The 13,502-nt window shown below is 65.3% G+C and carries 10 protein-coding genes; 9 read left to right on the top strand and 1 reads right to left on the bottom strand.

Annotated elements, in window-relative coordinates:
* Positions 1-3: 3 nt before the first annotated feature.
* The gene (locus KU43P_RS18580) at positions 4-1,029 is read right to left on the bottom strand and encodes a LacI family DNA-binding transcriptional regulator (RefSeq protein ID WP_317658924.1); all 1,026 of its coding nucleotides are present in this window, start codon (positions 1,027-1,029) and stop codon (positions 4-6) included.
* 251 nt (positions 1,030-1,280) lie between these two features.
* Here KU43P_RS18580 and KU43P_RS18575 point away from each other — a divergent pair, with 251 nt between their 5' ends.
* The 9 genes from KU43P_RS18575 to KU43P_RS18535 all read left to right on the top strand — a co-directional run bounded on the left by KU43P_RS18575 (position 1,281) and on the right by KU43P_RS18535 (position 13,408).
* The gene (locus tag KU43P_RS18575; protein WP_317658922.1) at positions 1,281-2,630 is read left to right on the top strand and encodes a uracil-xanthine permease family protein; all 1,350 of its coding nucleotides are present in this window, start codon (positions 1,281-1,283) and stop codon (positions 2,628-2,630) included.
* A 22-nt stretch (positions 2,631-2,652) separates the two neighbouring features.
* Positions 2,653-4,050, top strand: coding sequence for an amidohydrolase family protein (locus KU43P_RS18570; RefSeq protein ID WP_317658921.1), 1,398 nt, complete (start codon positions 2,653-2,655; stop codon positions 4,048-4,050).
* 21 nt (positions 4,051-4,071) lie between these two features.
* Positions 4,072-4,785, top strand: a complete 714-nt coding sequence (locus KU43P_RS18565; protein ID WP_317658920.1) for a sulfite exporter TauE/SafE family protein — start codon at positions 4,072-4,074, stop codon at positions 4,783-4,785.
* A gap of 46 nt (positions 4,786-4,831) precedes the next feature.
* Positions 4,832-6,088 (top strand): OprD family porin, encoded by a 1,257-nt coding sequence (locus KU43P_RS18560; RefSeq protein WP_317658918.1) that lies wholly within the window; start codon positions 4,832-4,834, stop codon positions 6,086-6,088.
* Between the two features lie 225 nt (positions 6,089-6,313).
* Positions 6,314-6,796 carry a formate dehydrogenase subunit gamma gene (locus KU43P_RS18555; RefSeq protein WP_317658916.1) on the top strand — a complete coding sequence of 161 codons (483 nt, stop codon included), beginning with the start codon at positions 6,314-6,316 and terminating at the stop codon, positions 6,794-6,796.
* Entirely contained in the window at positions 6,790-8,349 is a 1,560-nt protein-coding gene (locus KU43P_RS18550) for a formate dehydrogenase beta subunit (protein ID WP_317658915.1), read from the top strand. The genes KU43P_RS18555 and KU43P_RS18550 overlap by 7 nt, the downstream gene beginning before the upstream one ends.
* Complete coding sequence (gene fdhF / locus KU43P_RS18545; protein WP_317658914.1) at positions 8,346-11,216, top strand: formate dehydrogenase subunit alpha; 2,871 nt, start codon at positions 8,346-8,348, stop codon at positions 11,214-11,216. The genes KU43P_RS18550 and fdhF overlap by 4 nt, the downstream gene beginning before the upstream one ends.
* Positions 11,213-11,416, top strand: coding sequence for a formate dehydrogenase subunit delta (locus tag KU43P_RS18540; protein ID WP_317658913.1), 204 nt, complete (start codon positions 11,213-11,215; stop codon positions 11,414-11,416). Before fdhF ends, KU43P_RS18540 begins: the two co-directional genes overlap by 4 nt.
* A 177-nt stretch (positions 11,417-11,593) precedes the next feature.
* A complete protein-coding gene (locus tag KU43P_RS18535) occupies positions 11,594-13,408 on the top strand; it encodes an ABC transporter ATP-binding protein/permease (RefSeq protein ID WP_317658912.1) in 1,815 nt (604 codons plus the stop codon).
* Positions 13,409-13,502: the final 94 nt, after the last annotated feature.

Raw genomic sequence — 13,502 nt, 5'->3', positions numbered from 1 at the left:
GGGCTAGGGTTGCCGGGTTGAGTCACGCGCGATGAGGGTGGGCATGGGAGCATGGATGCGGTCGCGCGTACCGGTGCCGTTGACCTGTTCGAACAGCAGTTCGATGGCCAGCGCGGCCACGTCTTCAAGGTGCATGTCCAGCGATGTCAGGGGGGGGGCGCATTCGCGCGCGCGCAGGCCGTCATAGCGGGTAACCACTTTCACATTTTCCGGGACCTTGCGGCCGCTGCCTTGCAGTGCGCGCACGGCGCCTGTCGCAAAGGCATCCACCGGCACGCACAAACCGTCGATGCCGGGGTGCGCCTGCAGCAGTTCCAGGCATGCCGCTGCGCCCGCTGCTTCACCGCCGCCTTCGTCGGCCCGCACGATTGCCGCCACCTGGCCGTGGCGCGTGCAGTAGGCACGGTAGGCCCGTTCCATATCCAGGTAGGAGTGCCTGGCCTGTTCCCCGATGATCAGGCCGATGTGCCGTGCGCCCTGTCGATGCAAGTGCTCCAGCAGCAGCGCCCCGGTCTGTTCGCCATGCATGTCGATGTACGGCAGCGCCGCTTGCGCCTCGGGCTGGCGCCCGATGGTCACCATCTTTACTCCGCGTTTGAGCAGGCAGGCCACGTTCGGGTCGTCGGCCACCGGCTCGATGATCACCGCGCCGTCGATGTCGAGTGTGTGCAGTAGCGCCTGGGCTTCGTCCATCGGTGGCACCAGCACCAACGCCACGCCCTGTCGCATGGCCGCCTCGGTCGCAGTGGCGGCGATCTCCATCAGAAAGCCCAGGCGCGACGACCCACCGGCCACGGCGAATGGCATGGACGAGAGCAGGGCGATGGCATTGGCGCGGCCGGTGCGCAGGCGCTGTGCGCGCAAGTTGGGGCTGTAGCCGAGGCGCTCGGCGACGGCCTTGACCATTGCCCGTGTCTGCGGGTCGACCTGCCCGCGGTCGTTCAAGGCGTGGGAAACGGTGGTGCGCGAAACGCCGGCGGCGTCGGCGACATCGGCGATGGTGGGGCGGCGTGAAGGGCTGCTGGGCATGGGCAGGGTGGCTCTTTGAAACGTTGGCCGCAGTTATACGCTGCCGCAAAGTCAGCGGCTACTCGCTGTCCTTGGCTGAGCAGACGTTGACACGGTCAGGGGTTGGGTCTAGATTCCACCCAAATCGATTTGGTGTAGTTTAGAAATCGATTTGGTCTGGTAAATGCCCTCATTTTCCAGGCGGATTCCGTCCAGCTCCAAATAACAATAATTCAATGGGCCGCTGCGGGTGGCTCAGCCTGAGGTGGGATATGCCGAATCACGAAAACACGCCGGTTTGCCCTGTGGATGAGCGCCTGCCCTGGCGCCAGTTGTTGATGTTTGGTGCCCAGCACGTGCTGGTGATGGCAGCGTCGCCGATTGCCTCGGTGTTCCTGATGGCCACCGCGCTGGGCTTTTCCGCCGAGCTGACCCTGCAGTTGCTGAGCGCGACCTTCCTGGTCTGTGGCCTGGGTACGCTGGTGCAGTCGCTGGGCCTGCGCGGGTGCGGTGCGCGGCTGCCGTTCATCATGCTGCCGGGCGGCGCGCCGATCATGCTGTTCATTCTGATCGCCCAGCAAAACGGGGTGGCTACCGCATCAGGTGCGGTGATTCTCACGGGCGCATTGTACTTTCTGGTATTGCCGCTGTTCCGACGCCTGTTGCGTTTCTTTCCTTCCGTGGTGGTCGGCACCATGTTGCTGCTGGTGGCGGTCAACCTGATCAAGCTGTCGGGGCAGTTGATCGTCGGCCAACCCGGCAGCAGCCACTTCGCCGCGCCTGAGCAACTGCTGCTGGCCTTCGCCACCATCGCCATCACCGTGGTCTGCGCACGGCTGTTGCGTGGGATGCTGGCGCAACTGTCGATTCTGCTCGGGCTGCTGGGGGGCAGCTTGCTGGCCGTGGCGCTGGGCGCTTTCGATTATTCAGGGAGCGGTGTCTACCCCTTGTTCAGCCTCCCCGCATTCATGCCGTTTGGCGTGCCGCACTTCGACCTGTTCGCCTCGATCCCGCTGATGCTGTTCTGCCTGGTTTCCATGGTCGAAGCCACGGGGCAGACCGTGGCGATCAGCGAGGCGGTGGACAAACCCCTGGATGTGGACCGTGATGTGGTGCGTACCATCCGCGGGGACGCACTGACCTCGATCCTGGGCGGCTTCATGGGCACGTCGCTGATCATCACCAGCGGCGAGAACATCGGCGTCATTCGTGCCACGCAGGTGCGCTCACGCTATGTGACGGCCGTTTCCGGCATGTTGCTGCTGCTGTTTGCCGTGCTGGCACCGCTGGCGCGCCTGATCGAAGGCGTGCCCGAAGCCGTGGTCGGCGGCACCAGCCTGATCGTGTTCGCCATCGTCGGCGCCATGGGCATCGACATGCTGCGCAAGGTGGACCTGCGCAGCCACGGCAACCTGTACGTGGTGTCGATAGCCCTCGCGGTGGGTTTGCTGCCGATTCTCGTCCCAGGTGTGTACAGCCAGTTTCCCAGTGGCCTGGCCGGCCTGCTCGGCAACGGAGTCGCCATGGGCGCGGTCACTGCGGCCGTCATGAACTTCCTCTTTCACTGCACTGGCAGGCCCGCCCGCTCGGCGGACGCCAAGGCAAACGTCATCCATCCCTGATTCGAACACTCAAGGCCTACCTATGAACTGCACTGTTTCCAATCACGTGGCGGTTTCGCCTGAACAACTGATGGCTGCCGGCCAACTGCTGGCGCCTGACTGGCTGCTGCTGCCTGAAGGGCCGCGCCGCGATCACGCCGTGCTGGTGGTCGATGGCCGTTTTGCCGATGCAGGCCCCCTGGCGCTGCTGCAGGGCCGCTACCCAGGCCATGCGGTGCGCCGGCTGGAAAACCAATTGATGATGCCCGGCTTCATCGATACCCATCACCACCTCAGCCAGAGCTTCGGCAAAGGGCTGGTGTTCGGCGAACCTTCGGAAATCTTCCGTCGGGTGTGGATACCCCTCGAAGGCTCGCTCGATACCGACCTGCTATACCTGACCAGCAAATTGGCCGCGTTCGAATCGCTGCGCGGCGGGTTCACCACGGTCTGCGATGCCGGTACCCGTTCCAAGGAAGGCGTCGAGGCCATCGCCCAGGCGGCGCACGAAGTGGGCATACGCTGCGTGCTGGCCAAAACCTGCAACGACCTTGAAGGTGAGCGGGTGCTCGATGCCCGGCAGGTGCTTTCGCTGGCCGAACACCACCTGTCGGCATGGGAAAACGACCCGCTGATCACGCCTTCCCTGGCGATCCCCATCCCGGAAATTGCCACCGACAGCACGCTGGGGGCGGTCTACCGGCTGTGCCATGAAGCGGGCAGGGTGTTCCAGAGCCACGTCAACGAGCATCTGGTCGCCGTCGAGCGTTCGCTCGAGCGCTATGGTGTGCGTCCATTGGAGCATCTGCACCGGGCCGGCGCGCTCGGGCCTGGGGCGTTGCTTGCCCACGCCACCCTGCTCACGCCCAACGAACTCTGCCTGTTGCGCGATAGCGGCGCCGCGGTCAGCTACAACCCGGTGGCCAGTGCCTGGAAAGGCAATGCGGTGGCCCAGGCGCACCTGATGCATTGCCTGAGCATTCCGGTGGCACTCGGCACCGACGGCACCCGCGGTGACGGCTTCCGCCTGCTTGATTACGCCGAGGCGGCGCAACGCTTCGCCCATGGGCTGGCGGTTGGCGACGCGGTGTGTGGCGGTGGCCAGCTGTGGCTCGACATGGCCACCAGCCATGCCGCCGATGCCTTGGGCCTGGGCCAGTCGACCGGGCGCATTGCCCCAGGCCGGGCGGCGGATTTTCTGTTGGTGGACCTGGCAGTGCCGGAGCTGCTGCCCTCATGGAACCTCAGCTGGGACCTGGTCCGGCTCGCCAACCGCGACCAGATCCAGGCCGTGGTGGTGCAGGGCAAGGTGCGCCTGTGGCAAGGCTGGCCGACAGACTGGGACGCCCGCGCGCTGATGCGCCAGGTGGATGAGCTGGCCAGAAGCGTCGTGCACCAGGCCCCCATCCATAAAGTGCATCCCCTGCCGACCGTGGCGTGACTCCACTGGAACGAGTTGACAATGAATCTACCTTTCGACCCCCTCTACATCATCGCTGTCGCCGTTGCCTGCGGCTCGCTCATCCAGGGTGCAACGGGCATGGGTTTCGCGCTGATCGTGGCCCCGGTGATGGGCTTGCTGGCGCCCGAAACGCTACCGGTCAGTCTGTTGATCCTCATGTTGCCGTTGAACGCTGCCGTTGCCTGGCGCGAACGCCGTGCGATCGACTTTCGGGGCAGTTCGTGGATCACCCTGGGGCGCTTCGCCGGCACCTTCGGCGGTGTGTGGATCTTGCTCTGGCTGCCGCTTTCGCAACTCAACGTATTCATCGGCTTGTCGACCATCGCGGCCTGCCTGGTCACCTGGATGGCGCCGTCCTTCGTGCCAGGGCGGCGGGCGCTGATTTCGACGGGTGTCATCACCGGCATCACCGAAACCGCCACCGGAGTCGGTGGCCCGCCCCTTGCCCTGGTGTATCAGCATTCGCCGGTGGCCACCTTGAGAGGGTCTGTCGCCCTGTGCTTTCTGGTGGGGGAGGTGATCTCCCTGGTGGTATTGGCCCTGGGCGGGCATTTGCACACCGAGCAAGTCTCCCCGGTGCTGGCCCTGTGCTTGCCTTTGGCGCTGGGCGTGATCGCCAGCAACTGGGTGCGCAATTATCTCGATGAAACGCGCCTGAGGCGTTTCGTGCTCATCTTCGCCTTCGTTTCTGGGGCGCTGTTGCTGGTGCAATAAGACACAACCGTCGTATTCCACAACAAGTACAAAAAAGGAATTCGCCATGTTGAACATCACGCTGCCCACTGGCTGGGCGGGGTTGCTGTGCCTGTCTGCCTGCGCGATGGACGCCGATGCGAGCGTCATCGATGACAGCAAGGCCACGTTACTGCTGCGCAATTATTACTTCGATCGTGACTACCGTGATGTGGGCGCGGTGCAAAGCCAGCGCCAGGAATGGGCACAGGGCTTCATCTTCAAAGCCACTTCGGGTTTCACCCCAGGTGATGTGGGGGCCGGGTTGGATGTGCTGGGGCTGTTGGGCGTAAAGCTGGACAGCAGCCCGGACCGCACCGGTACCGAGTTGCTGCCGTATGACCATGATGACGGCCGGGCACCGGGCGATTATGGGCGCCTGGGCCTGACGGCGAAGGCGCGTGTAGGGCGTACCGAATTGCGCCTGGGTGAGCTCCTGCCAGACCTGCCGATCCTGCGCTTCAATGACGGTCGCCTGCTGCCGCAGACCTTCCAGGGTGCGATGCTTACCTCGCACGATATCGACAACCTCACGTTGCATGCCGGGCGAATTCGCTCGTTCAGCCCGCGAAGCGCAGCGGACAGCGAAGCGCTTTACCCCTCGATCGGTGGCCGCACCGTGGCCACCGCGACCGCAGACCGCTTCACCTACGTCGGCGGCGAGTACGACCTGGCCCGAGATTCGGTTGTGGGGGTATGGACCGCGCAGTTGCAAGACATCTACCGGCAGAACTACTACAGCTTTTCCCACACACGTCCCCTTGGCGACTGGGTGGTGAGTGGTGTGCTGGGCGCCTTCGATACCCGTGACACAGGGCATGCCCTCGCAGGGCCGCTGGATAACCAGGCGGCATCGCTGTTGCTGTCTGCCGCACACCAGGGCCATCGGTTCTACCTGGGCCTGCAGCGCATGTACGGCAAGGATGGGTGGGTCACCATCGACCGCACGCTAGGCAGCACCCTGGCCAACGACATGTTTGCCAATACCTTCGTGTATGCCAATGAACGGTCCTGGCAACTGCGTTACGACTACAACTTCGCAGCGCTGGGCATACCGGGCCTGATGCTGCTGGCGCGCTATACCCATGGCGACCATGCAAGCAATGCCGACACGGCGCATGGGCGGGAATGGGAGCGGGATGTGGCGCTGACCTACACGTTCCAGTTTCGCCAGCTGGAGGGGCTCAGTGTTCGCTGGATCAATGCGAAAGTGGGGCGTGATTTTGGTACGAATGATTTCACCGAGAATCGGCTGATCGTCAGTTTGCCCATCGAGCTTTTCTGACCTGGTCGGTTTCAGGATGCGTCTGGTCGTTCGGGTACATCTGCCTGCCGCCACAAGTGCCATGCTTGTGGGATGCCGTGAGCCCAGTGCGCGCAGACGCATGGCCATCGGTAAGGAGGCAACCGACACGCAGCCGTGATGTGGCCGGTATGCCGCAGCAGAACACGCTGGATACCTGCCCCTCATAACAATTCAGGCAGGGTCCGTGATGCCGAGGTCCGCTGAATGCCTGATGAACTGCTTCACCTGCCTGTTATCCAGAGCATCCTGAACCGCGAGAAGGATGCCCCCGGCGCCCTGTTGCCGATTCTTCACGCCATCCAGGACGCTATTGGCTTCATTCCCGAGGCCGCTGTAGATGAAATTGCCCACGCCCTCAACCTGAGCCTCGCCGAGGTACGCGGGGTGATCAGCTTTTACCACGACTTTCGCACCACCCCGCCGGCCCGCCATACGCTGCGCCTGTGCCGCGCCGAATCGTGCCAGAGCCGGGGCAGCGAAGCCCTGGCCGCGCAGCTGCGCGAACAGCTGGCGCTGGACGACCACGGCACCAGCGCCGACGGCGCCATCAGCCTGCGCCCGGTGTACTGCCTAGGCGCTTGCGCCTGCTCGCCGGCCCTGGAGCTGGACGGCCAGGTGCATGCGCGCCTCACCCCCGAACGCCTGCGCGCCTTGGTGAACGGTTGCCTGGAGGACGCAGCATGCTGAAGTTGTTCATCCCCTGTGATTCCGTCGCCCGCGCCGTGGGTGCCGACCAGGTTGCCGCTGCCTTGCAACGCGAGGCCGAGCGCCGGCAGTTGCCCATCGACATCCAGCGCACCAGCTCACGTGGCTTGTACTGCCTTGAACCGCTGGTGGAGTGCGACAGCCCGCAAGGGCGCAAGGGTTTTGGCCCGGTCACGCCTGACGAGGCGCCGGCGCTGCTCGATGCCTTGGTCGGTGAGCCGGGAGGCCATTCGCTGGCGCTAGGGCTGGTCGAACAGATGCCTTACCTGAAAAGCCAGCAGCGACTGCTGTTCGCCCGGGCAGGTATCACCCGGCCGCTGTCGCTCGATGACTACCGTGCCCATGGCGGCTTCAGCGGCCTGGCGCAGGCCGTGGCACTGGGTGGCGCCGACGTGGTTGCCGCCGTGCTCGATTCCGGCCTGCGCGGGCGCGGTGGCGCGGCATTTCCGGCCGGCATCAAGTGGCGCACCGTGCGCGACGCGGTCGCCGGGCAGAAGTACGTGGTGTGCAACGCCGATGAGGGCGACTCTGGCACCTTCGCCGACCGCATGCTGATGGAAGGTGACCCGTTTCTGTTGATCGAAGGCATGCTCATCGCCGGCCTCGCCGTGGGCGCCAGCAAGGGTTATCTCTATGTGCGTTCGGAATACCCCGACGCCCTTCGCGTGCTCAACCAGGCCATCGCCATCGCCCGCGCTGCCGGTTACCTGGGCGAGGACGTGGCCGGCAGTGGCCAGGCCTTCGGCCTGGAAGTGCGAGAGGGTGCCGGTGCCTATATCTGCGGTGAAGAAACCGCGCTGCTCGAATCCATCGAGGGCAAGCGTGGCATCGTCCGCGCCAAACCGCCGCTGCCTGCCTTGCAGGGCCTGTTCGGCCGACCGACCCTGGTGCACAACGTGCTCACCCTGGCGTCTGTGCCGATCATCCTGGCCAAGGGCGCGGCGTTCTACCGGGACTTCGGCATGGGCCGCTCGCTGGGCACCATGCCGTTCCAGCTGGCCGGCAATATCCGCCACGGCGGGCTGGTGGAGCGTGCCTTTGGCCTGACCCTGCGCGAACTGGTGGAAGGCTACGGCGGTGGCACCGCCAGCGGCCGGCCGCTCAAGGCCGCCCAGGTCGGCGGCCCGCTCGGCGCCTGGGTGCCACCCAGCCATTTCGACACCCCGCTGGACTACGAGGCCTTCGCCGCCATGGGCGCGATGCTGGGCCATGGCGGTGTGGTGGTGGCCGACGACACCCTGAACATGGCCAGCATGGCGCGCTTCGCCCTGCAGTTCTGCGCCGAGGAGTCCTGCGGCAAGTGCACCCCGTGTCGCATCGGCTCGACCCGGGGCATGGAGGTGGTCGATCGGCTGATCGCCAGCAGCGACTTCACTGAACGGCACGACCAGGCCCTGCTCCTGCGTGACCTGTGCGACACGATGCAATACGGCTCGCTGTGCGCCATGGGCGGCATGACCGCTTATCCTGTGGCCAGCGCCCTCAAGTACTTTCCCGCCGATTTCGGCCTGACCACCCCGGAGGCCGCGCAGTGATCAACTACTTCGACCCCGAAACCGACCTGGGCACGCCCGCCCGAGACAGCGACGTGCAGGTCAGCCTGAACATCGACGGCCGCAGCATCAGCGTGCCCGCCGGCACTTCGGTGATGCGGGCCGCAGCAATGCTTGGCACCAACATCCCCAAACTCTGCGCCACCGACAGCCTGGAAGCCTTTGGTTCGTGCCGCATGTGCATGGTCGAGATCGACGGCATGCGCGGCTACCCGGCCTCCTGCACCACACCGGTCAGCGAGGGCATGGTGGTGCGCACGCAGACCCCGCGCCTGGCCGACCTGCGCCGCAATGTGATGGAGCTGTACATCTCCGACCACCCGCTGGACTGCCTGACCTGCTCGGCCAACGGCAACTGCGAGCTGCAGACCGTCGCCGGGCAGGTCGGCCTTCGCGAGGTACGCTACGGTTACGACGGCGCCAACCACCTGGCCGAGAAAAAGGACACCTCCAACCCGTACTTCGACTACGAGCCCAGCAAATGCATCGTCTGCAGCCGCTGCGTGCGTGCCTGCGAAGACATCCAGGGCACCTTTGCCCTGACCATCACCGGCCGTGGTTTCGAGTCGCGGGTGGCGGCCGCTGGCGGTGACAACTTCCTGGCCTCCGAATGCGTTTCATGCGGCGCCTGCGTGCAGGCTTGCCCAACCGCGACCCTTACCGAGAAGAGCCTGGTCCAGCTCGGCCAGCCCGAACGGGCGGTAATCACCACCTGCGCCTACTGCGGGGTCGGCTGCTCGTTCCGCGCCGAGATGAAGGGCGACCAGCTGGTGCGCATGGTCCCAGACAAGAACGGCGGCGCCAACCATGGCCACGCCTGCGTCAAGGGCCGCTTCGCCTGGGGCTATGCCACCCACCCTGATCGCATCACCCGGCCGATGATTCGCAAGCGCCTCGAAGACCCATGGCAGGAAGTCAGCTGGGACGAGGCCGTGGCCTACGCGGCCAGCGAGTTCCGCCGTATCCAGCTCAAGTACGGGCGCGATTCCATTGGTGGCATCACCTCCAGCCGCTGCACCAACGAAGAAGCCTACCTGGTGCAGAAGCTGGTGCGCACGGCGTTCGGCAACAACAACGTCGACACCTGTGCGCGGGTCTGCCATTCACCCACCGGTTATGGCCTCAAGCAGACCCTGGGCGAATCGGCCGGCACCCAGAGCTTCGATTCGGTGATGCAGGCCGATGTCGTGCTGGTGATCGGCGCCAACCCCACCGACGCCCACCCGGTGTTCGGCTCGCAGCTCAAACGCCGCCTGCGCCAGGGCGCGCGGCTGATCGTCATCGACCCGCGGCGCATCGACCTGGTCGATTCGCCCCATGCCCGCGCTGAGCTGCACCTGCAATTGCGCCCAGGCACCAACGTGGCCATGCTCAACGCCCTGGCCCATGTGATCGTCACCGAGGGCCTGCTGGCCCAGCGCTTCATCGATGCCCGCTGCGAAACCGAAGACTTCGCCCGCTGGCGCGCGTTCGTCAGCCAAGCGGACAACGCCCCCGAAGTACTCGGGCCGGTATGCGGCGTGCCTGCCGAGCACATCCGCGAGGCCGCTCGGCTGTACGCCACCGGTGGCAACGCGGCGATCTACTATGGCCTGGGCGTGACCGAGCATAGCCAGGGCAGCACTGCGGTGATGGGCATCGCCAACCTGGCCATGGCCACCGGCAACATTGGTCGCGAAGGGGTAGGGGTGAACCCGCTGCGCGGGCAGAACAACGTGCAGGGCTCGTGCGACATGGGCTCGTTCCCCCACGAGTTGCCCGGTTACCGGCACATTTCCAACGAAGGCGTGCGTGCCGAGTTCGAGCAGGCCTGGGGCGTGACCCTGCAGCCCGACCCGGGCCTGCGCATCCCCAACATGTTCGAGGCGGCCCTGGACGGCAGCTTCAAGGCCCTGTACTGCCAAGGCGAGGACATCGCCCAGAGCGACCCCAACACCCAGCACGTCACGGCCGCCTTGCGCGCCATGGAGTGCGTGGTGGTGCAGGACATCTTCCTCAACGAGACGGCCAAGTTCGCCCACGTGTTCCTGCCGGGCAGCTCGTTCCTGGAAAAGGACGGCACCTTCACCAATGCCGAGCGCCGCATCTCGCGGGTGCGCAAGGTGATGGAGCCGCTGGCCGGCAAGGCCGACTGGGAAGCCACCGTGGCCCTGGCCAACGCCTTGGGCTACCCGATGCAGTACCGCCACCCGTCCGAGATCATGGACGAGATCGCCCGCCTGACGCCGAGTTTCCGCCGGGTCAGCTATGCCGAGATCGACCGCCACGGCAGCCTGCAGTGGCCGTGCAACGACGCCGCACCCGACGGCACCCCGACCATGCACATCGACCAGTTCGTGCGCGGCAAGGGGCGCTTCATGCTCACCGGCTACGTGCCTACCGACGAGAAGGTCAACGGCCGCTACCCGCTGCTGCTGACCACTGGGCGCATCCTCAGCCAGTACAACGTCGGCGCCCAGACCCGGCGCACCGGCAACGTCGCCTGGCATGATGCCGACCGCCTGGAAATCCACCCGACCGACGCCGAAAGCCGAGGCATCCGCGACGGCGACTGGGTGGGCATCGGCAGCCGCGCCGGGCAGACGGTGCTGCGCGCCAAGGTCAGTGGCCGGGTGGCGCCGGGCGTGGTGTACACCACGTTCCACTTCCCCGAATCCGGTGCCAACGTGATCACCACCGACAACTCCGACTGGGCCACCAACTGCCCGGAATACAAGGTTACGGCGGTGGAGGTGGTGAAGGTGTTCCAGCCCTCGCAGTGGCAGAAGCGCTACCAGGACTTCAGTGATGAACAGCGGCGCCTGCTCGAGGAGCGGCGCAGCGCGGAAAAAGCCGAGGTGCGCCGATGAGCAGCGACAACCTGGTCAAGATGGCCAACCAGATTGCCCATTATTTCGACAGCGAACCGAATCATGAGCTGGCGGTGAAAGGCGTCAGGCAGCATCTGCAGAGCTTCTGGACACCGTCCATGCGCCAACAGCTGGGGGAGTGGATTGCGGCCAATGCGGGGGAGGGGCTGGACCCCAAGGTGGTGGAGGCGCTGGGTTAGCGGTTGGCTGCACGGGCCCTATCGCTGGCAAGCCAGCTCCCACAAAGATCACACCTGTGGGAGCTGGCTTGCCAGCGATAGGGCCCGTGCGCAATAAATGAAATGTCCGTCATTTAGGCCAGAGTAGTCCCCGCACAATGCTACGCTCGCGGAAACACTCAGCACGGATACCCCCCCATGGACATGAACTGGCACCAGGCCCTGCAAGAGAGCCTGAGCTGGCTTGCAATCGCCTCGTTCATCACCCTCATCGGCTTTACCGCCGCCGCTGCCCTGGCCGTGCGCTACACGCGCTGGGGCCGGCAGTTCTGGCAGCTGGCGGGCCCTTACTTCACTTTCAGGCGCAGTTGGCGGCCATTGCTCGGGTTTGCCCTGCTGCTGGTGCTGACGCTGTTCTCGGTACGCATGAACGTGCTGTTCTCGTTCTGGTACAACGGTTTCTACAGCGCCTTGCAGGCCCTTGATCAAACCGCCTTCTGGTACCTGCTCGGGGTGTTCGCGGTGTTGGCGACCCTCCATGTGCTGCGCTCGCTGTTCACCTTCTACGTGACCCAGGCGTTCAGCATCCAGTGGCGGGTGTGGCTGACCGAACGGCTGACCGGTGACTGGATGCGCGGCGATGCCTACTACCGCGGCCAGTTTCTGCCGGAGCCGGTGGACAACCCCGACCAGCGTATCGAGCTGGACATCAACGCCTACGTCACCAACTCGGTGTCGCTGGCCCTCGGCGCGGTCAGTGCACTGGTGTCGCTGGTGGCCTTCACCGCCATCCTCTGGGGGCTGTCGGCGCCGTTGACGGTGGCCGGGTACGAGATCCCCCGGGCGATGGTGTTCGCGGTCTACGTCTATGTGCTGATCGCCACGTGGATCGCCTTCCGCCTCGGCCAACCGTTGATCCGCCTGAACTTCCTCAACGAGAAACTCACCGCCAACTTCCGTTACGCGCTGATGCGCCTGCGCGAGAACGCCGAGAACATTGCCTTCTACCAGGGGGCGCCGGTGGAGCGGGCGACCTTGCTCGGGCGCTTCGGCGCGCTGATCGTCAATGTCTGGGCGCTGGTGTACCGAAACCTGAAGTTCAGTGGCTTCAACCTGGGCGTCAGCCAGGTTGCCGTGGTGTTCCCGTTCATTCTCCAGGCGCCACGGTTCTTCAGCGGCGCGATCAAGCTGGGCGATGTCATGCAGACCTCCCAGGCGTTCGGCCAGGTGCAGGACTCGCTGTCGTTCTTCCGTGAGTCCTACGACACCTTTGCCCAGTACCGCGCCACCCTTGACCGTCTGACCGGTTTCCTCGATGCCAACGAGCAGGCCGCCGCGCTGCCGCGGGTGCTTACCGAGGCGCAGGCGCAGGCGCTGGACATCAACGGGCTGCAAGTGCTACGCCCCGACGGCCATGCATTGATCGCCGACCTGAACCTGCGCCTGCATGCCGGCCAGGCGCTGCTGATCAAGGGCCCTTCGGGCAGTGGCAAAACCACCTTGCTGCGGGCGCTGGCGGGCCTGTGGCCGTATGCCGAGGGTGAGGTCCGGCGGCCCACCGGCACCGAGGCCTTGTTCCTTTCCCAGCGCCCGTACCTGCCCCTGGGCGACCTGCGCACTGCCATCGCCTACCCGGCGGACGCCACTGCCGAGGACATGCCACGCATGCAGCAGGCCCTGCGCCAGGTCAACCTGGCGCACCTGGCTGAGCGGCTGGAGGTGAGCTGCGACTGGTCACATATCCTGTCGGTGGGTGAGCAGCAGCGGCTGGCCTTTGCCCGGGTGTTGTTCAACCGGCCGCAGGTGGTGTTCCTCGACGAGTCCACGTCGGCGATGGATGAAGGGCTGGAGCATGCGCTGTATTCGCTGTTGCGCCGTGAAATGCCGCAAACGTTGCTGGTAAGTGTCGGGCACCGCAGTACCCTGGCGGACTTCCATACCCATCGGCTGGAAGTGGATGGGCAGGGTGGCTGGTCGTTCATGGAGCAGCCTGCGGTCGAGCTGCAGGTGTAAGGGGTTTTTGATGGCCCTATCGCCGGCAAGCCGGCTCCCACAGGTACTCCATAGGCCTTGAGGTCTGTGAGATCCCTGTGGGAGCCGGCTTGCC

Source organism: Pseudomonas sp. KU43P, from assembly GCF_033095865.1.
GTDB lineage: Bacteria > Pseudomonadota > Gammaproteobacteria > Pseudomonadales > Pseudomonadaceae > Aquipseudomonas.
Note: the sequence above shows the minus strand (reverse complement) of the source record. Positions and strands in the feature narration are given on the sequence as shown.

Bases quoted from the DNA above. Each gene is read 5' to 3' on its own strand.
- KU43P_RS18580 (WP_317658924.1), bottom strand. From the start codon at position 1,029: ATGCCCAGCAGCCCTTCACGCCGCCCCACCATCGCCGATGTCGCCGAC.
- KU43P_RS18575 (WP_317658922.1), top strand. From the start codon at position 1,281: ATGCCGAATCACGAAAACACGCCGGTTTGCCCTGTGGATGAGCGCCTG.
- KU43P_RS18570 (WP_317658921.1), top strand. From the start codon at position 2,653: ATGAACTGCACTGTTTCCAATCACGTGGCGGTTTCGCCTGAACAACTG.
- KU43P_RS18565 (WP_317658920.1), top strand. From the start codon at position 4,072: ATGAATCTACCTTTCGACCCCCTCTACATCATCGCTGTCGCCGTTGCC.
- KU43P_RS18560 (WP_317658918.1), top strand. From the start codon at position 4,832: ATGTTGAACATCACGCTGCCCACTGGCTGGGCGGGGTTGCTGTGCCTG.
- KU43P_RS18555 (WP_317658916.1), top strand. From the start codon at position 6,314: ATGCCTGATGAACTGCTTCACCTGCCTGTTATCCAGAGCATCCTGAAC.
- KU43P_RS18550 (WP_317658915.1), top strand. From the start codon at position 6,790: ATGCTGAAGTTGTTCATCCCCTGTGATTCCGTCGCCCGCGCCGTGGGT.
- KU43P_RS18540 (WP_317658913.1), top strand. From the start codon at position 11,213: ATGAGCAGCGACAACCTGGTCAAGATGGCCAACCAGATTGCCCATTAT.
- KU43P_RS18535 (WP_317658912.1), top strand. From the start codon at position 11,594: ATGGACATGAACTGGCACCAGGCCCTGCAAGAGAGCCTGAGCTGGCTT.